12 protein-coding genes are annotated in these 18981 nt (G+C 66.1%); 9 read left to right on the plus strand and 3 right to left on the minus strand.

Annotated elements, in window-relative coordinates; all coding sequences use genetic code 11:
• Positions 1-144: 144 nt before the first annotated feature.
• The 6 genes from Bsp3421_RS31780 (at position 145) to Bsp3421_RS31805 (ending at position 12976) form a co-directional block, all read left to right on the plus strand.
• Positions 145-5040 (plus strand): YadA-like family protein, encoded by a 4896-nt coding sequence (locus Bsp3421_RS31780; RefSeq protein WP_274000887.1) that lies wholly within the window; start codon positions 145-147, stop codon positions 5038-5040.
• Between the two features lie 112 nt (positions 5041-5152).
• A complete protein-coding gene (locus tag Bsp3421_RS31785) occupies positions 5153-6271 on the plus strand; it encodes a helix-turn-helix domain-containing protein (protein WP_274000888.1) in 1119 nt (372 codons plus the stop codon).
• 732 nt (positions 6272-7003) lie between these two features.
• Complete coding sequence (locus tag Bsp3421_RS31790) at positions 7004-10477, plus strand: type VI secretion system Vgr family protein (RefSeq protein ID WP_274000889.1); 3474 nt, start codon at positions 7004-7006, stop codon at positions 10475-10477.
• An 82-nt stretch (positions 10478-10559) separates the two neighbouring features.
• Positions 10560-10895 carry a hypothetical protein gene (locus tag Bsp3421_RS31795; protein WP_274000890.1) on the plus strand — a complete coding sequence of 112 codons (336 nt, stop codon included), beginning with the start codon at positions 10560-10562 and terminating at the stop codon, positions 10893-10895.
• A 36-nt stretch (positions 10896-10931) separates the two neighbouring features.
• Positions 10932-12341, plus strand: a complete 1410-nt coding sequence (locus tag Bsp3421_RS31800) for a LysM peptidoglycan-binding domain-containing protein (RefSeq protein ID WP_274000891.1) — start codon at positions 10932-10934, stop codon at positions 12339-12341.
• On the plus strand, positions 12341-12976 hold the full coding sequence (locus Bsp3421_RS31805) for a hypothetical protein (RefSeq protein WP_274000892.1): 636 nt from the start codon (positions 12341-12343) through the stop codon (positions 12974-12976). The genes Bsp3421_RS31800 and Bsp3421_RS31805 overlap by 1 nt, the downstream gene beginning before the upstream one ends.
• Positions 12977-13006: 30 nt before the next feature.
• Here the strand turns inward: Bsp3421_RS31805 and Bsp3421_RS31810 are convergent, their stop codons facing one another.
• From Bsp3421_RS31810 to tssJ, 3 genes are all read right to left on the minus strand, one after another.
• Positions 13007-13792, minus strand: a complete 786-nt coding sequence (locus tag Bsp3421_RS31810) for a DotU family type IV/VI secretion system protein (protein WP_274000893.1) — start codon at positions 13790-13792, stop codon at positions 13007-13009.
• Positions 13789-15135, minus strand: a complete 1347-nt coding sequence (gene tssK / locus Bsp3421_RS31815) for a type VI secretion system baseplate subunit TssK (RefSeq protein ID WP_274000894.1) — start codon at positions 15133-15135, stop codon at positions 13789-13791. The genes Bsp3421_RS31810 and tssK overlap by 4 nt, the downstream gene beginning before the upstream one ends.
• Before the next feature lie 109 nt (positions 15136-15244).
• Positions 15245-15859 (minus strand): type VI secretion system lipoprotein TssJ, encoded by a 615-nt coding sequence (gene tssJ / locus Bsp3421_RS31820; RefSeq protein ID WP_274000896.1) that lies wholly within the window; start codon positions 15857-15859, stop codon positions 15245-15247.
• A 375-nt stretch (positions 15860-16234) separates the two neighbouring features.
• On the opposite strand from tssJ, the gene Bsp3421_RS31825 reads away from it, so the two are divergent.
• Genes Bsp3421_RS31825 through tssC form a run of 3 tightly spaced genes read left to right on the plus strand, consistent with a single transcriptional unit; the run spans position 16235 to position 18973 of the window.
• Positions 16235-16912 (plus strand): tetratricopeptide repeat protein, encoded by a 678-nt coding sequence (locus Bsp3421_RS31825; protein ID WP_274000898.1) that lies wholly within the window; start codon positions 16235-16237, stop codon positions 16910-16912.
• A 39-nt stretch (positions 16913-16951) separates the two neighbouring features.
• Complete coding sequence (gene tssB, locus Bsp3421_RS31830; RefSeq protein WP_252985181.1) at positions 16952-17467, plus strand: type VI secretion system contractile sheath small subunit; 516 nt, start codon at positions 16952-16954, stop codon at positions 17465-17467.
• A 15-nt stretch (positions 17468-17482) separates the two neighbouring features.
• Positions 17483-18973 (plus strand): type VI secretion system contractile sheath large subunit, encoded by a 1491-nt coding sequence (tssC, locus tag Bsp3421_RS31835; RefSeq protein ID WP_274000900.1) that lies wholly within the window; start codon positions 17483-17485, stop codon positions 18971-18973.
• Positions 18974-18981 lie beyond the last annotated feature (8 nt).

The raw sequence follows: 18981 nt of genomic DNA on the forward strand, positions 1-18981 counted from the left end.
ACACGGATTCGCCGCTGCGTAGTGGCGTCCGTGCGCTTCCTGGCGCTTATCGACGTACAGCCGTCCCCGGATCCTCCTCGCGAGGAAACGTTTCGTATTACTGAATATAAATCAACGCTACTCAAGAACATTAGGAGAGACCAATTGAAGAAGACGCATATTTCGATGCTTGTCACGGCGATGTTCGCGGGCGCCGGCATCCTGGGCGCAGGCACCGTGGCGGCGCAATCGAGCGCGAATTTCGTCGACCGGGGCAACCCCGACAACGCGCTCAACGGGCAATGCATCGACGGCACGACGTCCGGATGCATTTCCACCAAGAGCGGTTCGAACGTCGCGGTGAGCAGCTCGAGCTACAAGGCGGGCAACAACGCGCAAGCGGGCGCCGGCGGCATCGCGATCGGCGATCAGGCCAATGCGAACAGCAAGGGCGGCGCGGCGGGCGGCGGCGCGATCGCGGTCGGCACCGGCGCGCAGGCGCTCTCCAACTCGGCGACGGCGATCGGCACGGTGGCGATGGCCCAGGGCAATACGTCGCTCGCGGTCGGCCGCCAGTCGGCTGCGGTCGGCGATTTCTCGATGGCGGTGGGCAACGTCGCCGATGCGCGCGGCAAAAGCTCGATCGCGCTCGGCCATTCGGCGCTCGCGCAAGGCGACCGCTCGGTCGCGATCGGCGGGGCCAACCCGACGACGAGCGACGGTGTCTCGAACGGCGCATCCTACGACGCGGCCACGCAGACCCGCGCGGCCGGCACGCAATCCGTCGCGATCGGCGCAGGCGCGCAGACGGGCGGCGACAACCAGGTCGCCATCGGTTCCGGCGCGGTCGGCGCGGCGAACAACACGAGTCAGCCGGTGTTCGGCGGCACGGCCGCGCCGGTCGGCGGCGCGGTGTCGTTCGGTTCGACCGGCAAGGAGCGCCAGCTGAAGAACGTCGCGGCGGGTGTCGATGGCACGGATGCCGTCATCGTCTCGCAACTGAAGTCGGTCAACGACGGCCTGACGATGAGCATCAACAAGGTCGATGCGCGCGTGACCAGCCTGAGCACGACGGTCGGCGGCCAGATCGCGAACCTCAACACGTCCTTGTCGACGGCAACCTCGAACATCACGAACCTGCAGGCCGCCGACAAGCAGAACGTGAAGTACACGGACGGCAGCCACACCGCGATCGCGCTCGACGGGCAGGGCGGAACGACGATCGGCAACGTCAAGGCCGGCGTCGCGGATACGGACGCGGCGAACGTGGGCCAGATGAACAGCGGCTTGTCGACGGTGCAGGGCAACGTCAATACGCAGATCAACACCCTGGGCGCGTCGCTGAGCACGTCGGTGAGCAGCGCGACCAAGGACGCCGTTCAATACGACAACGGCCGGCACGACAGCGTGACGCTCGGCGGCGCGGGCGCAACCTCGACGGTCGGACTGCACAACGTGGCCGCGGGCGTCGCCGACACCGACGCCGTGAACGTCAAGCAGTTGAACGGCAGCCTCAGCAGCGCGGTCGCGCCGATCAACCAGAGCATCTCGAACCTGCAGACCTCGATCAGCACGACCAACCAGACAGTCGGCAACCTGAGCACGAGCGTCGCCCGCATCAATACGTCGTTGAGCACGGCGGCATCGAACATCACGCAGCTGCAGCAGCTGGACGCACGCAACGTGAAGTACGACGGCCCGGCGGGCTTCGAGACGGTGACGCTGCAAGGCGCGAACGGCACGACGCTTAAAAATGTCGCCGACGGCAAGGATACGCATGACGCGGTGAACGTCGGCCAGTTGAGCGGCGGCCTGTCGTCGCTCAGCACGAGCGTGACGAACGGTGTCAATGCGCAGATCCAGAATCTCAGCACGACGGTCAACAGCCAGATCGGCGCGGCGACGAAGAACGCCGTGCAGTACGACGACGACAGCCATGCGAGCATCACCCTCGGCGGCTCGGGCGCGAGCGGCCCGGTGAGCCTGCACAACGTCGCGGACGGCGTCGCGAGCCGCGATGCGGTCAACGTCGGGCAACTGAACGGCGCGATCTCGCCGCTTCAATCGTCGCTGTCGTCCGCGGCGACGAACATCACGAACCTGCAGGGCAATGTGAGCAGCCTGAGCACGTCGCTTGGGACGGTGAACCAGAGCGTCGCGAACCTGAGCACGGGCCTGGTCGGCACGCAGGCGGACGTGTCGAGCCTGCAGGTGGCCGACAAGCGCAACGTGAAGTACGACGGCCCCGTGGGCTTCGAATCGGTCACGCTGGCCGGCCCGAACGGCACCAGGCTGACCAACGTGAAGGCGGCGGAGCTGTCGGCGGCCAGCACGGATGCGGTGAACGGCAGCCAGTTGTTCGCGACCGATCAGGCGGTGGCGAAGCAAGGCGATTCGCTCACGCAGCTCGGCGCTCAGGTCACGCAGAACACGACGAACCTCGGCGCGCTGCAACAGGATGCGCTGCAATGGTCGGCGTCGGCGGGGGCGTACGACGCGTCGCACGGCAGCGGCGGCGCGCAGAAGATCACGAACGTGGCGGCCGGCGACGTTTCGTCGACGAGCACGGACGCGATCAACGGTGCGCAGTTGAAGAACGTGCAGGATCAGATCAACACGCAGATCGGCGGCGCGACGAAGAACGCGGTCGTCTACGACACCGATGCGACCGGCAACCGCGCGAACACGGTCACGCTCGCGGGCGGCGCGAATGGTCCGGTGACGCTCAAGAACGTGGCGCAGGGCGCGCTCGACGCGAACAGCACCGATGCGGTCAATGGTTCGCAACTGTTCGCGGCCAACCAGAACGCCGCGGCGCAAGCCTCGCGCGTCGACGCCCTGACGACGAATGTGTCGACGCTGACCAGCAACCTGTCGACGACGAACGCGAACGTGGCGAACCTGCAGGATGCGGACAAGCTGAACGTCAAATACGACGGCAGCGACAGGGGGGGCGTCACGTTCGGCGGCGCGGGGCAGGCGCCCGTCAAGCTGTCGAATGTCGCGGACGGCGTCGCGAACAACGATGCGGTCAACGTCGGCCAGCTGTCGAAGGCGACCGGCAACCTGCAGCAGCAGATCAGCACGCAGGGCGATACGATCACGTCGCTCGATCAGCGCGTCACGACGAATACAGCTGGCATCGCCGCGCTCCAGCAGGACGCGCTGCAATGGAACCCGACACTCGGCGCATACGATGCGAGCCACGGCAGCGCCGCACCGCAGAAGATCTCGAACCTCGCGCAAGGCGTGCAGGGCACGGATGCGGTCAACGTCGACCAGCTGAATTCGGCGGTGAAGAGCGGCGTCGGTGAACTCGATGCGCTCGCGGTGAAGTACGACGATGCGAGCAAGCGCCGGGTGTCGTTCGGCGCGGGCAACGGCGGCGCGCCGGTGCGCGTGACGAACGTGGCGGAGGGTGGCGTGCAGGCCGGCAGCACCGATGCGGTGAACGGCGCGCAACTGCGCTACGCGACGGACAGCGCGGCGGCGGCGCTGGGCGGCGGCGCGACGGCTAACACGAACGGCTCGATCACGGCGCCGAAGTACGCCATCGGCGGCGACACGTTCAACAACGTCGGCGATGCGCTCGGCAACCTCGACGGCCGCGTGACGAGCAATGCGACGACGCTGAGCCAGCACGATACGCGGATCGGCAACGCGGAGACGAGCATCGCCAGCCACACGACGGCCATCGCAGGTCTGGAGAAGGATGCGCTGAAGTTCGACGCGAACCTGGGCGCCTACAGCGCGGCGCGCGACGGCGCGGCCACCAAGGTCTCCGGCGTGGCGGACGGCAGCATCGCGGCGGGCAGCCAGGACGCGGTGAACGGCGGCCAGCTGTTCGGCGTGAAGTCCGATCTCCAGCAGCAGATCACGAACGTGTCGAATCAGGCCGGCGAGGCCGTGAAGCATGTCGTGAAATACGACGTGGACGCGAACGGCAACCGCCTGAACTCGGTGTCGCTCGCAGGCGGCGATGCGGCGTCGCCGGTCGTGCTCAAGAACGTCTCGGCCGGGGTGGACGACACCGACGCCGTGAACGTGAAGCAGCTGAAGAGCGTGCAGTCGAGCCTCAGCCAGCTCGGCGCGCTGGCGGTCACCTACGACGACAGCTCGAAGAGCGTGATCACGCTCGGCGGCGGCGCGGGCGGCACGAAGCTCACGAATGTCCAGGCTGGCACGCTCAGCGCGACCAGCACGGACGCCGTGAACGGTTCGCAGCTGCATGCGACGAACCGGCAGGTCGCGCAGAACACGACCGACATCACGAGCCTGCAGCAGAACGTGAGCAACGTGACCAACGGCAAGGCGGGCCTCGTGCAGCAGCAGGATCCGAACGGCCAGATCACGGTCGGCGCGGGCACGGGCGGGGCCTCGGTGAACTTCGGCAACGGCATCGGCGCGGATCGCGTGTTGACGGGCGTCGCGGCGGGCGTCAACAGCAACGACGCGGTGAACGTCGGTCAGCTCACGAATGCGCTCAAGGGCATGTCGGCTGACCAGGCGGTGAAGGCGGCCGCCACCGATGCGAACACGGGCTGGATCGCGCGGGCGGATTCGGGTGCGTTCGGTTCGTCGTCGACGGCGAGCGGCCGGAACTCGGTCGCGGTCGGACAGGGCTCGGTCGCGGATCGCGACAACTCGTTCGCGGTGGGCGCGAAGGGCAGCGAACGCCAGGTCACGAACGTCGCGGCCGGCACGGCGCCGACCGACGCCGTGAACGTGCAGCAGCTGAACGATAACGTCGCGGCCTCGTCGGCGGCGTCGCGCAGCTATACCGATCAACGCGTCGGGCAGATGTACAACGACCTGAACACCGTGAAGAAGGATATGTTCGGCGGCGTCGCATCGGCGATGGCGGTAGCGGGCCTGCCGCAGCCGACCGCGCCGGGGCGTTCGATGGTGTCGGCGGCGACGTCGACCTATCGCGGCCAGCAAGGCTTCGCGGCGGGCTATTCGTATGTGACGCAGAACGACAAGTGGGTCGTCAAGGCGTCCGTCACGGGCAACACCCGCTCGGACATCGGCGCGGTGGTCGGCGCGGGTTATCAGTTCTGATGACGGCGCTGTCGTAGCGATGCGCGTTCATTGCGCATGAGGTTCACCGGAAGCGACGCGCCCGTGAGGGGGCGTCGCTTTCGCATGCGCCGCGCACGGACGCGGCCGTGCCGTGTCGCTTATCGCGAGCAAAAACATTCGCAGGGAAACAGGCGAGGAGACCATGACTTCCGGGGAAGTCTTCCTTTCGACCGACACGGTCGAGCCCGCGCTGCGGGAGGGTTACTGGCGGCAAGTCATGCGACCGATCGCGGAGGTGGAGCGGGCCGACGGGGAGCCGGTCGCCGGGAGTCCGGCCGAAGGACATGACGATGCGGGGCTCGCCGCCACGCTCGCGTCGCGGATGTGCGGCGATATGCTGCTGTGGCGGGCGTCGGTCAATGCACAGCACTATCGGCGCGACAGCCGGACGATCCAGCAGAGCGGGCTCGATCAATACTGGGTGCAACTCGTGCAAGCGGGCGTGCACGCCGGTGATTTCAATGGCGCAGCGGCGCGGGCGGAGGCGGGGGACGTCTACGTCATCGATCTTGCGCAGCCGATGAGCAGCCGGATGGACGCAGGCGCATCCGTCGCGGTCATCATGCCGCGCGCGGAGCTCGATCGCGCCGCGGCCGGCCGGAACCTTCATGGCGCATTGCTGAAGGCGGGTGCGGGCCTGACGCCGCTGCTGGCCGATTATCTCGTCGGGGTGCATCAGGTCGCCGCACGGATCTCGGCGCGGCAGGCGCGGGTGGTCCAGGATGTACTGGCGGCGCTGCTCGCGACGGCGCTATCGGATACGCCGCGTCCTAGCGGCGGGCGCGCCGCGTCGCAGTCCGCCGCGTTGCGGCGGCGGCTCGTGCACTACATCGCGGAGCATTTGACGGAGCGCGAACTGAGTCCTGAATCGCTGGTCGCGCGCTTTCGTATTTCGCGCGCGCATCTGTACCGGGTGTTCGAGGCAGACGGCGGCGTGGCGCGGTTCATCCGCGAGCGTCGGCTCGATCTCGCGTATCGGGCGCTCGCCGATCCCGACGGGAAGGGCGAGTCGATCAAGGCCGTGGCGCTGCGTCACGGCTTCTCCAGCGGCGATCGGCTGGTGCAGGCGATGCGTCGGCGCTTCGGGGTGAGCGTGCGGGAGATCAGGACGGAGGCGGGGCCGCCGGAAGGGACCGGTGGCGACCTGGCTCGGCTGCATGAGCATTTCGCGCGGTTCGTGGTGCGCCGGGAGGGGGCGCGCGGCGATTGAGGCAAAGCCGGCATGTGATGGGTAAGCATGGGTTCCGTGCCATTCCAGTTTTCAGGGAAAGGCGGACGGGGAACCAGAGATGTCGTGTTCGACACAAGCGTATTCTCGAATGAAATAAGATTCACCCGATCAAGCCGTCGCGTCATCGCGGCGCAGGATCCGGGCCGCTCGGCGCTATCGTCTGCGCCGTTTTCTTCGTCGGGAGTCGTGTTATGGATAATCGGGTGTCAGCGCACTTTAATGCCGACGCTTCATCGTTTTTCTCACGGCATGGATTCGAGTGGCGCGAATCGTGAAAGCCCGGCGCGAACTCAGTAGCGGTATCGGCAGGATTCCACGCGATATGACATCACGACAATTTTTCAGTGGCCGTGACGTCGACGGACTGACTGAATATCGCTGAATGCCGCGTCGCAGCTGGGATCTCAGGGCCGCGTGCCAGCGCTTCCTCATTAGCCTGCTCCTCGCTTCCACTTGTGCATATTGCACCACTGTCGTTTTGATTTCTTTAAATCGGGTTAAATTACCTGCCTATCGAATTGAATCAGGTTTGTAGTCGGAAAAAACTACGTTAATCCATGGTCGCGGCATCGTCTTTTAAAGCGAATGCGTCATCCCACCTTTCATCAAAATCCCTTTCCTCGTTAAAATGACGCCCGACACAAATGCCGATAACGAGACAATCCATCTCGCCACAATCAGAAACCGGGCTGACCACTGAGGGGTAACACGTTGAACATGCAGGATCTGATCCGGGCCATCCAGGGAGGCCTGATCCAGCAAGACCGACTGTTGCGGTTGGACACACCGCTGCCGGCGAACACGTTCGTTCCCAGGCGTGCGTTGGCGGTCTCGGCACTCGGTCGTGATTTCAGCTGGACCCTCGATGTCGTATCCGGGGCGGGCGACGTCGAACTGAAGAAGCTGATCGCGCAGCCCGTCACCGCATGGCTGCAGCAGGCCGACAAATCGTATCGCCCGTTCAACGGCTACGTGCACACGGCCCGCCGCCTGGGCGCGGACGGCGGTCTGACGAGCTATCAGCTGGTGTTCGCGTCGTGGCTGCACTTCCTGCGTTTCCGGCGCGACGAGCGCATCTGGCAGGACCGTCCCGCCGACGCGATCATTGCCGACGTCTTCAACGAACACCCCCAGGCCCGGGGGCACTTCCAGTTCGCGCTGTCGAAGCCGCTGCCGTCGCGCTCCTACTGCCGCCAAAGCGAAACCGACTGGAACTTCGTGCACCGCTTGCTCGAAGCGGAGGGGCTGTACGGCTTCTGGCGCCACGCCGACGACGGCAAGTCGCACACGCTCATCATCACCGACACGCCGCAGTCGCTTGATGCGATGACGCCGGACACGATCCGCTTCCACCGCGCCGATCTCGGCAGCGAGCGCGACGCGCTCACGCAGTGGGCCGGCTCGCGCACGCTGCAAAGCACCGCGTTCGCGTCGCGCACGTTCGACTACAAGCAGCCGTCGACGCCGCACAACCCGAAGGGCACGTCGCTGCCGACCAAGGCGAACCAGGGCGAGCTGCCGGGGCAGACCGAGGTCTACGAATACACGGGTGCGTACACCTACGGCCCGCAGGCGAACGGCGACCGGCTGTCGGCGATCCGGCTCGAGGAATGGGAGTCGCGCGCGAAGCGTTTCCACGGCGCGGGCGGCGTGCGCGGCGCGGACGCGGGCCGCCGTTTCCATCTCGCCGGGCATCCGGAGCACGACCGCGACGCGGCCGAGCAGCGCGAGTTCGTGATCATCGGGATCACGCGCGTGATCGAGAACAACCTGCCGCTGGGCGGCGGGGAGACGAACTTCCCGCACAGCCTCGCCGGCGCGATCGCCGAGGCGCGCGCGACGGGCGCATCCGCCGCGGCGAGCGTGCCGCACGCGGGCGATGGCGCGCAAGGGTTCTACCACGTCGAGATCGAGGCGCAGCGCGCGTCGGTGCCGTACCGCAGCGCGTTCGAGCATGCGAAGCCCGAGATGCATCTGGAGACGGCGATCGTGGTGGGGCCGAAGGGCGAGGAGGTGTATACCGACGACCTGAACCGTCACAAGGTGCAGTTCGTGTGGGACCGCCTGAACGCGGGCGACGAGCGCGCGTCGTGCTGGCTGCGCGCGGCGTTCTCGGACAGCGGGGCGGGCTACGGCGCGGTGCATCCGCTGCGGGTGGGCGAGGAGGTGATCGTCGACTACGTGGGCGGCGACTGCGATCGGCCGCTGATTACCGCGCGGGTTTACAACGGGGCGGTGAAGCCGCAGTGGCATTCGAACGGGATCCTGTCGGGCTACCGCACGAAGGAATACACGGGCAGCGGCTACAACCAGATGGTGTTCGACGATGCGACGGGCCAGAACCGCGCGCAGTTGTTCAGCAGCCAGGGCAATACGCACCTGCATCTGGGCTACCTGATCCAGCAGGACGGGAATGCGCGCGGGCCGTTCCTCGGGCAGGGCTTCGATCTGCGCACGGACGCCTACGGCGCGGTGCGCGCGGGCAGCGGCCTGTATGTGACGACCTATCCGAAATCGGCGGCGAGCCAGCCGTTCGACGCGAGCGACACGCATCGTCAATTGGGCAACGCGCAGCAGCTGCTCGACGCGCTGTCGAACGCGAGCGCGACCCATCACGCGGAGAGTTTGAGCGAAGGGCGCGCGGCGCTGGGCGCGCTGAGCGACGTGACGCGCGACACGAAGCCGGGCGGTACGACGGGCGGACGCACGGCGGGCGGTGGGACGGGCTCGGCGGCGGCGTTCAAGGAACCGGCGATGCTGTTCGGGAGCCCGGCGGGGATCGGGCTGTCGACGCAGCAGAGCACGCAGATCAGCGCGGACCAGCACATCAACGTGGTGAGCGGGAAGAGCACGCACGTGGCGGCGGGGAAGTCGCTGATCGCGAGCGTGACGGAGAAGCTGAGCCTGTTCGCGCAGAACGCGGGGATGAAGCTGTTCGCGGGCAAGGGCAAGGTGGAGATCCAGGCGCACTCGGACAACATCGAGCTGACGGCGCAGAAGACGGTGAAGATCCTGTCGGCGACGCAGACGATCGAGGTGGCCTCGCCGAAGGAGGTGCTGCTGACGTCGGGCGGCGCGTACGTGCGCATCGCGGGCGGCAACATCGAGATCCACGCGCCGGGCAAGATCGACATCAAGGGCGCGACGCACGCGTTCGAGGGGCCGGCGCAGCGCGACTATCCGCTGCCGGCGCTACCGATTCCGGCCGACGCGAAGCGCTTCAGCAACCGCGTCGACTTCTCGGGCCTCGATGCGATCTCGGAGACGGAGGGCGGCGCGCACGCCTGGGCGCATACGCCGTACTACGTGACGGGCGCGACCGGCGCGGTGATCGCGAGCGGCGTGACCGATCGTTTCGGCCAGGGCGAGCGCTTCTTCACGCGCGAGCAGGAAGACGTGCACGTGTGGATGGAGAAGGACGAATGGCTGAGCAGCGAGGAACTGGAAGCACCGGCCGACGCGCCCGGCGCGCCGGCCGGCGTGAAGATGCCCGACTGTTCGTACCTCGACGGCTCGAAGGGCCGCATCGACGCGCCGCCTGATTTCTACACGCCCAAGAACACGGTCACGATGGAGCCGCCGCAGGACACGAAGTTCAAGTTCCCGGGCGGCGGCGAGCAGGATGCGCTGCTCTACAAGGCGAAGATCAACGATCATCCGTTCGACATCCTGGTGCCGAAGAGTGGCGGACCCACCGGCACGGCGCTGCCGGATGCTCAGAGCATGGCGACGGCACTCTCGCGAGTGTCGCCCAAGCAACTGGCCGACCTGAGCCGGGTGTCGATGAACCCGGCTCCGAATCCGGCCGATGCGGACTGGCGCGAAACCTACAACGATCCGAATTTCTACTCGGCGGCGACCGCGAGCATCGCGCAGGGTGTCGCGTTCTATCCGTGGAAGGGCTGGGAGACGATTCCGCAGCAGTACGTCGACAGCACGATGACGCACGAAACCGGGCATCTGTGGAGCGAGGCGCTGTGGAAGAACGCCAAGCTCAAGCAGGACTATCTGGCCGCGATCGCAAAGGACGGCAAGGCGCCGTCCGATTACGGCAGTCATAATCCGACCGAGGATTTCGCGGAATCGGCCAACATGTACTGGTCCAGCCAGGGGACACCGTGTGAACAGGAAGGGAGAAAGCGCTATCCGGCCCGCTATGACTACTTCGACAAGATTGCCAAATGACATTCGCCGCGCGTCGGTGACACTCGTCCTGTCGGCGCTGCTCGTGAGCGGCTGCACGTCAGGCGCATTGGGAGGACACAGCATGAGCAAACCATGGCCCCCGGGGGCACAGGATCCGAAAGCGCCGCATCCCGGCACGATCACGGTGAAATTCGCGTGGGACGGTTCGACCGTCGTCAAGGATGCTTCGAAGATGTCCGATGCATTCATCTTCCGCTGTGGCGATGCGAACGGCAATCAGGTTCCCCGCGCGGAGGCGATCTGGTGCATTCCCGTCGTCGAGATCGAGACGGTATCGGCCGACGAGGCCGGCAAGCCGGTGCCGCCGAGGGGGGCGTATACGGTGTCGAGCTCGGTCTACGGTCCGAATCACCTGTTCCTCGAACACGTCGCGTCGGCGCCGAAGCCGCGCCCATGAGCGTGTTCCCGACCGCCCGCCGCCGAGGGAATCGACATGACGGATGATCCGTCCATCTACACCGTGCAGCCGAACGACACGCTGAGCGCGATCGCGCACCGGAAAGGCGTGCCGTGGAAGGAGATCGCGCGCGCCAATCAGATCCACGATCCGCGCACGCTGCAGCCGGGCCAGCGCCTGAGGATTCCGAAGAAGGCCGGCAAGATCAACACCAACACGCTCGACGCGGAGCACAACCCGCTGCCCGATGCCCCGTACAAGATCCGCAGCGGCGACAAGGAAGTGTCGGGCCGCACCACGAAGAGCGGCCAGCTCTCGGAATTCCTGCCGGACTTCACGGGGCAGACGGTCGAGATCTTTTTCCAGAAGCTGAACGGCGAATGGAAGAAGGTCTACGAGACGGTGGCGGAGGAGACGAACAAGCTGGTCACGCTCGTCAGCCCGCGCCTGCGCATCAAGACCCAGACGGAGCCGCATCCGGAAGGCGGCGGCGCGGCGCCGCGCAAGCCGCAGCAGCCGGCGCCGAAGGCCAAGCCGGCGGGCGACCAGACCGACTCGAAGTTCGGGCCCGACAAGGGCGTGAAGAAGCAGCAGACGAGCGACAAGTCGGGCGCGCCGGACCTGAAGGTCACGAGCGACGATGCCTCGCTCGACGAGTTCCTCGACAAGTACACGGGCGACCCGATCACCGAGCAGGACTTCGCGGACGCCGCGAAGGAGATCGGCTGCAAGGTGAACGTGATCAAGGCGGTGCACCAGACCGAGGTGGGCGGCGGCAGCTTCACGACGGTCGACGGGCGCACGGTGCCGAAGATCCTCTACGAGCGCCACTATTTCTACCGGCTGACGGGCAACAAGTACTGGGACACCAATCCCGACCTGTCCTACCCGATCGGCTATTACCGGCTCGGCACGCGCTACATCAAGAGCACGATGAAGCTGGTCGGCGAGGACGGCAAGACGCACGACGTCGACATCTGGCGGCGCTACAACAAGAAGAAGGACAAGGACCACTTCAAGGAAAGCGAGACCGGCAAGGAACTGCTCGCCGAGGGCGTGCTGGAGAAGGATCGCGACCTGTACGGCTCGCTGAGCTACCGGCGTCTGCGCAAGGCGTTCCGGCTCAATGCGTCGGCGGCGCTGGAATCGTGTTCGTGGGGCGCGTTCCAGATCATGGGTTCGAACTACAAGACGCTCGGCTACGCGAGCGCGCTCGAGATGGTGAGGGCGCTGTCGCGCTCGGAACGCGCGCACCTGAAAGGCTTCGTGGCCTTCGTGAAGGCCAATCCTTCGCTCGTCAAGGCGGCCAAGAACGAGGATTTCGCGAGCTTCGCGGCCGGCTACAATGGCTCGACCTACAAGGAAAACAACTACGACGTGGTCATGAAGGGACACTTCGACGCGTTCGAGAAGGCGGATGCCGCCAAGCAGAAAAAGGGCACCTGATGAAACGTTTCTGGATGGGCTGGGTTGCCGCGGCGACCCTGATGGCGGCGGCGGGCCCGGCGGCCTCGGCCGACGAACTGCGCGCCGGCATCTACGACCTGCGCACCGTGCCGGGCACGACGCTCGACTATCGCAAGGTCTATATCGCGGTCGACCAGGGCCGCGTGTCGGGCTTCTTCGACAATCCGTTCACGACGCCGGCGCAGAACGACCCCGATCGCGATCCGACCTGCCGGTTCCTGCTCGAACCGGCGAGCGTCCAAGGGCGCAGCATTCGCTTCGCGACCGCGTTCGCGGGCGAGCAGGGCGACGCGCTGCAGCTCACGTCGAACGGCCAGGGCGACTGGAAGGCGCAGGTCGGCGGCACGCTGCCGAACTGCGACATCCCGACCATCGAGACCAACGACTACCTGCGCCTGAACACGGAAAAGCCGTGGATCGGCTTCGCGAGCGTCGCGGCCAAGCGCGCGGCGCTGTACACGGCGGCGAACGAGGGCGCGCGCGGCAAGGCGTATCTCGTCAAGAACGACGTGGTGGCCGTGCTGGAACGCATCGGCCCGTGGGCGCGTGTCGATTACTTCTCGCGTGGCACCGACCTGATCCGCTGGATGAAGCAGTCGGACCTGCGCGACTGAGCCGGCGGGCGGGCCCGCCCGCCGCGTCGCTCAGGGCAGCGAGATCGTGAGGTTGGCGGATTCGGGCCCGACCTTGATCACCTGCGAATACGGCGCGAGCGCGCGCAGCGTGCTGTCCTTCAGGTAGCTGTTGAGCCCGAGGAAGGCGAGCAGGCCGACGAGCGCGAACACCGCGCCGATCGTCCACAGCGGCACCTCGCGCTTGAGCCGGTGCGCGATCTGGTCGGGCAGCGGCCAGTGCGGCGCGAACGGCGCGCGCTTGCCCTTCATGTGCGAGATCTCGTCGCCGAGGCGCGCGGTCAGGTAGGCGAGCTTCTCGGGCCCTTCGAGCAGGTACTTGCCCTGGAAGCCGAGCAGCAGGCACATGTGGAACACCTCGAGCGACTGCAGCCGCGCCGCGCCCTGCGCGCGGCATTCCTCGAGATACTGGAAGAACTTCTCGCCCGCGAGCTGCTCGCCGAACAGCACGAGCTGCAAGGGCCGGCGCTCCCATTCCGGACGAATCCGGAACTGCGACGACAGCACCGACTCGTCGATCGCCGCGCAGAACGCGAACTTGGCGGCATAGACGTCCTCGGCGGCGATGTTGAGCTTCTTCGCGCCGCGCTCGAAATCGCCGAGGAATTCCTGGATGCGGGTGCCGAATTCCGCCGCCTCGCCGGGCTCGCGGCCGTTCTTGAGCAGGAACAGCATGAAGAACCCGTCGTACAGCAGGTCCAGCAGCGTGCGGGCCTGGTGGTTCGCATCGGTGGAGGACGCCGAGGGCGGGGCGGCGGGCGGCGCGTTGCCGCCGAACAGGGAAGGCGCGTAGCTCATGATGTGACGGCGATCAGTTCGAATTTGAGGTCGGCGATCCCCGAGGGCGCGTAGATCATCGCCGACTGGGACTGCAGCATGCGGTCATACAGCGCGCTGCGCGCGTCGAGCGCGAAGTAGCACGCGCCGGGCCGCACGGGAATCGCGGGCGGCACCTGCGGCGTGTACGACAGCCGCACGCCCGGCATCGCGGACAGCACCAGCTTGTCGACGTCGTCGGGCGCGCCGATCTTGAAGCGCGCGGGCACGGCGTCGACCAGCTCGACCGACGGCATGTCGGCCGAGACCGCGAGGTAGAACTCGGTCTTGTCGTCGATCTTGCCGGAATCGAGGCGGCCGATGTGGAACGACGGCCGCACCTCTTCGAGCGTGATCGCGAAGTAGCGCGTCGAGATCACGGTTTCGAGCAGGTCGCGCAGGATCGTGTCGAGGCGCGCGAAGCCGGGGCCCGGATCGTCGTGCCGGTAGGCGGGCAGGTCGGCCAGCGCGTAGCCCTTCGAGAACGTCATCAGCTGGCCGGCCAGGCGCAGCAGCTCCTGGAACAGCCGCTCGGGATGCAGCGCCGCGTGCTGGTGCAGGTGCGCGAGCGCGGCGAACGCGGCGCTCGCCGTGTGCAGCAGCCAGAACGACGCGATGTCGCCCGAGCGGAATTCGATGATGTTCTTGCTCGGCTCGCGGTGGAAGCCGTAGAGCGCGTTGACCTTCGCCTGCAGCGCGTCGATCAGCTGGCGCAGGCGCTGGTGCAGGATCGGCGAGGCCTCGATCGCGAGGCACGGCGGCACGAAGCTGTCGTCGATCTCGAAGCCCGAGGTGGCGGTGCGGCGCACGCGCGCGAGCGGGATCGACAGCAGCTGGTCGCGCGGCTCGCTGTGCGCGATCAGCTTGACGTTGGTCTTGAGAAAGGTGATGTCGGCCTCGGCCGCATCGGTGAAGTGGTCGGCGACGGGCGCCTGCTCGCTCACGAAGCGCGACACGAAGCCGGCGTCGCGGTGCTCCGCGTAGTTCGAGCCGTTCTCGCGCAGCGGATGCAGCGCGAGATAGAAGGTGAATTCGTTGATGCCGTCGGGCAGCGTGTCGAGCGCGATCGGCGGCGGCAGCTCGTCGGCCTGCGGCGCGGAATAGAGCGCGCCGTCGGGGAACACCAGCGACAGCTCGCTCGCTCGCAGCACGTTGCTGCCGAGCGCGTCGCGGTCGAAGCGCACCGAGCGCACCCCCCAGTTGTACGGCTGGATCGCCTGGATCGACTCGAACAGCCGAGCCTCGTGGTAGGCGTCCTGTCGCTGAAAGTGCTGGGGCCTCAGAAACAGCCCTTCTCCCCATAGCACCTTGGCCGAATAACTCATGTCGAACCCGGTTTAATGTGATTGCACGGCAAGCCGCTTTATTCGCGCCCTGAATTTAACGCGCAACTGTAAATTCGTGTTAAATGGCGCCATTGTGCCAGTCCTTCTTTTAGCCGCAGCTGACAGATGAAAGTAAATCGAGCCGGCCGGCCGGCACGCCTTGTTGCGGCGAGATTACGGAGCCGCCCGTCACGGTCATCGCGCAGTTGTGCAGGCCGATGATTATGCCGGATTTCTCGGACTTCGCCGGATCGAAAGTGAGCTTCCAGCGCTGCAATGCAGGATCGCGAAACAATGCGACGATGCCGAATGCCTGCGCTTCACGCGAGACTTTCTCGGTGGCGTTGTAACGCTGGCCCGGAATCAGCGTGATTTCGCGCACGCTCAACAGGTCGCCGCCCAGCGCGGCCTTTTCCTTGCCCGCATCGGTAAAACTGTCGAACGGCGCCTGCTGGAACGAGGTCGGGTCCTTGAGCGCGTAGAGGCGCACGACCAGCGCGAGCGGCCGGTTGTCGTTGGCGGCGTTGAGGTTGGGCGCCGCGTAGAGCGTGATGCCTAGATTGCGCGGCGGCTTCTGGGCGTCGGGCAGATCGGGCTTGCCGATCCCCGCCATCTGCAGCGCCGCGCTGCCCGCCGAGCCGAGCAGCGGAACCGCCGCGGCGCAGCCGCCCAGCAAGGCGCACGCGGCGAGCGGCAGGATGTAGCGATTCAAAAGCGAATTCATCGTGTTTCGGGGCGGATGCCCGTCACTCCCTGTCAGAACTACCAGTTCAATCGGATTGCGTGAAAGTGAAATCGCAGCTGGCTGCTCAACTATCGGGCATTAATGCGTTATCCACAAATAACGACGGAAATTTTTTCCGATAATCGTTTGAATGGGTATATTTCGGGTAATTATTGCCAATCGACAGGCTATGCGAATCGCTCCCTGGATTGCTCTCAGCCACAATCGATGCGGAGAACATGCGCTTTAAATGCGCTAAAGCCTCACATGAAGATTGAATTATGAAAAATTGATCGGTACTATACCCGCGCGCTTGTGGCAAAGCAAAACTGCCGATTCTCAACGATTTAAAATTTCCGCGCCGGTGATATAACGATGAAAGACCGTCTCTTCGCAAAACTTTCTGGGGTAGTGTTGGCATGCGGCGTGATCGCCGGCTGCGCTTCGACGCAGACCGCGGCGCCCACGCCCGAAGTGTTCAACAAGTCGTTGGCCGACGCCGACGCAGTGGCGAAGGGCGGCGATCAGGATCGCGCGATCGGCCTCTATCAGGAACTCGCCAAATCGGATCCCACGCGTGAGGAGCCGTGGTCGCGCATCGCGCAGATCCAGTTCCAGCAGGGTCACTACGGCCAGGCCATCGTGGCGGCGCAGGAAGCGCTGCAACGCGACCAGACCGACCGCCAGGCGAAGAGCGTGCTGGCCGTCGCCGGCCTGCGCATCGCCACCACCTCGCTCGGCGAACTGCGCCAGGACGCCTCGCTCGCGGGCGACGCCAAGTCGGATGCGCAGGCGCTCGCGAAGCAATTGCGCGACACCCTCGGCGAACAGGCGCTGTTCCCGGCCGACCAGCAGCCGAAGCCGGTCGTGAAGAAGCGCCGCATCGTGCGCCGCCTGAAGGCGCCCGCGCATGAGGGCGCGCCGGCCGATGCGACCACCGCCGCGGCCCCTGCCGCCGCGCCGGCCGCCGCGCCGGCCGCCACCGCACCCGCGGCGCCCGTCGCGGCCCCGGCGAAGGCCGCCGGCGGCGATCCGTTCAGCGCGCTGCGCTGAGCGTCGCGCGTGATCCATACCTAACCGGGAGCCGTCGAGATGGCCAAGAAAGAAAGCATCCAGAAGCGCTTGCAGAAAATCCGGCCGCCCCGCGTCCAGCTGACCTACGAGGTTGAGCGGGGCGATGCGATCGAGGTCAAGGAGCTGCCGTTCGTGGTCGGGGTCGTCGGCGACCTGGCGGGCCAGTCGGAAGTCGAGCAGCCGAAGCTGCGCGACCGCAAGTTCGTGAACATCGATCGCGACAATTTCGACGACGTGATGAAGGGGGTCGAGCCGCGCGCCGTGTACCAGGTGGAAAACCGCCTGAGCGAAGGCGGCGGCAAGTTCGCGGTCGACCTGAAGTTCAAGTCGCTCGCCGACTTCAATCCGGATGAGGTGGTCGCGCAGGTCGAGCCGCTGCGCCGCCTGCTCGAGGCCCGCTCGAAGCTCGCCGACCTGCGCAACAAGCTCGCAGGCAACGACAAGCTCGAGGATCTTCTGAGCGAGGTGCTGAGCAACACTCAGCAATTGGAGGCTCTGGCGAAGAGCTCGGGCGGCGACAAGCAGGGCGAATAAAGCACGGGGTGTGAGATGAACCAGCAAACAGCCGCCGTCCAGGCGAACGGCGCGGCAAGCAGCACCGAATCCTCGCTGCTCGACGAGATCGTCGAGAAGAGCAAGGTCGCGAAATCCGATTCCGAGCACGCGCGCGCGAAGGACCTGATCGGCGAACTCGTCCATCAGGTGCTCGACGGCACGGTGGTGGTGTCGGACAACCTGTCGGCGACGATCGACGCGCGCGTCGCGGAACTCGACCGGCTGATCTCCACGCAGCTGAGCGCGGTGATGCACGCGCCCGAGTTCCAGCGCCTCGAAAGCACCTGGCGCGGGCTCGACTATCTCGTGAAGGAAAGCAACACCGGCTCGACGATCAAGATCAAGGCGCTGCACGCGCCGAAGCGCGATCTCGTGCGCGATTTCAAGACCGCGAGCGAGTTCGACCAGAGCGCGCTGTTCAAGAAGGTCTACGAAGAAGAGTTCGGCACCTTCGGCGGCGCGCCGTTCGGCGCGCTGGTCGGCGACTACGAGATCTCGCGCCAGCCGGAAGACATGTACTTCATCGAGCAGATGTCGCATGTCGCGGCCGCCGCGCACGCGCCGTTCATCGCGTCGGCCGCGCCCGAGCTGCTCGGCCTCGAATCGTTCGCCGACCTCGGCAAGCCGCGCGATCTCGGCAAGGTGTTCGACACGGTCGAGTACGCGAAGTGGAAGTCGTTCCGCGACGCCGAGGATTCGCGCTACGTGGGCCTCACGCTGCCGCGCTTCCTGGGCCGGCTGCCGTTCAATCCGAAGGACGGCGCGACCGCGGAAGGCTTCAACTTCCTCGAGGAGGTCGACGGCACCGACCACAGCAAGTACCTGTGGTGCAACGCCGCGTGGGCGTTCGCCGCGCGCCTCACGGCCGCGTTCGACGACTTCGGCTGGTGCGCCGCGATCCGCGGCGTCGAGGGCGGCGGCCTCGTCGAGGACCTGCCGACCCACACGTTCCGCACCGACGACGGCGAGATCGCGCTCAAGTGCCCGACCGAGATCGCGATCACCGATCGCCGCGAGAAGGAGCTGAGCGACCTCGGCTTCATCCCGCTCGTCCATTGCAAGAACTCCGACTACGCCGCGTTCTTCGCCGCGCAGTCGGTGCAGAAGCCCAAGAAATACAGCACCGACAGCGCGAATGCGAATGCGGTGCTCTCCGCGCAACTGCAGTACATCTTCTCGGTGTCTCGTGTCGCGCACTACCTGAAGGCGATGATGCGCGACAAGATCGGAAGTTTCGCGTCGGCGCAAAACGTCGAAGTATTCCTGAATCGCTGGATTTCGCAGTACGTGCTGCTGGATGACAACGCGAGTCAGGAACAAAAAGCGCAGTTCCCGCTGCGCGAAGCCTCCGTGCAGGTCGCAGAGATTCCCGGCAAGCCGGGCTCGTATCGTTCGGTCGCGTTCCTGCGGCCGCACTTCCAGCTCGACGAGCTGTCGATCTCCCTGCGTCTGGTCGCGGATCTGCCCAAATCGGCAAACTCATAAACGAAGCA

This window comes from Burkholderia sp. FERM BP-3421 (genome assembly GCF_028657905.1).
In the GTDB taxonomy this organism is placed as follows: Bacteria; Pseudomonadota; Gammaproteobacteria; order Burkholderiales; family Burkholderiaceae; genus Burkholderia.

What these genes read in the sequence shown, in the direction of transcription:
- Bsp3421_RS31795 (WP_274000890.1), top strand. Translation starts at nt 10,560, where the DNA reads ATGAGCAAACCATGGCCCCCGGGGGCACAGGATCCGAAAGCGCCGCAT.
- Bsp3421_RS31800 (WP_274000891.1), top strand. Translation starts at nt 10,932, where the DNA reads ATGACGGATGATCCGTCCATCTACACCGTGCAGCCGAACGACACGCTG.
- Bsp3421_RS31805 (WP_274000892.1), top strand. Translation starts at nt 12,341, where the DNA reads ATGAAACGTTTCTGGATGGGCTGGGTTGCCGCGGCGACCCTGATGGCG.
- Bsp3421_RS31810 (WP_274000893.1), bottom strand. Translation starts at nt 13,792, where the DNA reads ATGAGCTACGCGCCTTCCCTGTTCGGCGGCAACGCGCCGCCCGCCGCC.
- tssK (WP_274000894.1), bottom strand. Translation starts at nt 15,135, where the DNA reads ATGAGTTATTCGGCCAAGGTGCTATGGGGAGAAGGGCTGTTTCTGAGG.
- tssJ (WP_274000896.1), bottom strand. Translation starts at nt 15,859, where the DNA reads ATGAATTCGCTTTTGAATCGCTACATCCTGCCGCTCGCCGCGTGCGCC.
- Bsp3421_RS31825 (WP_274000898.1), top strand. Translation starts at nt 16,235, where the DNA reads ATGAAAGACCGTCTCTTCGCAAAACTTTCTGGGGTAGTGTTGGCATGC.
- tssB (WP_252985181.1), top strand. Translation starts at nt 16,952, where the DNA reads ATGGCCAAGAAAGAAAGCATCCAGAAGCGCTTGCAGAAAATCCGGCCG.
- tssC (WP_274000900.1), top strand. Translation starts at nt 17,483, where the DNA reads ATGAACCAGCAAACAGCCGCCGTCCAGGCGAACGGCGCGGCAAGCAGC.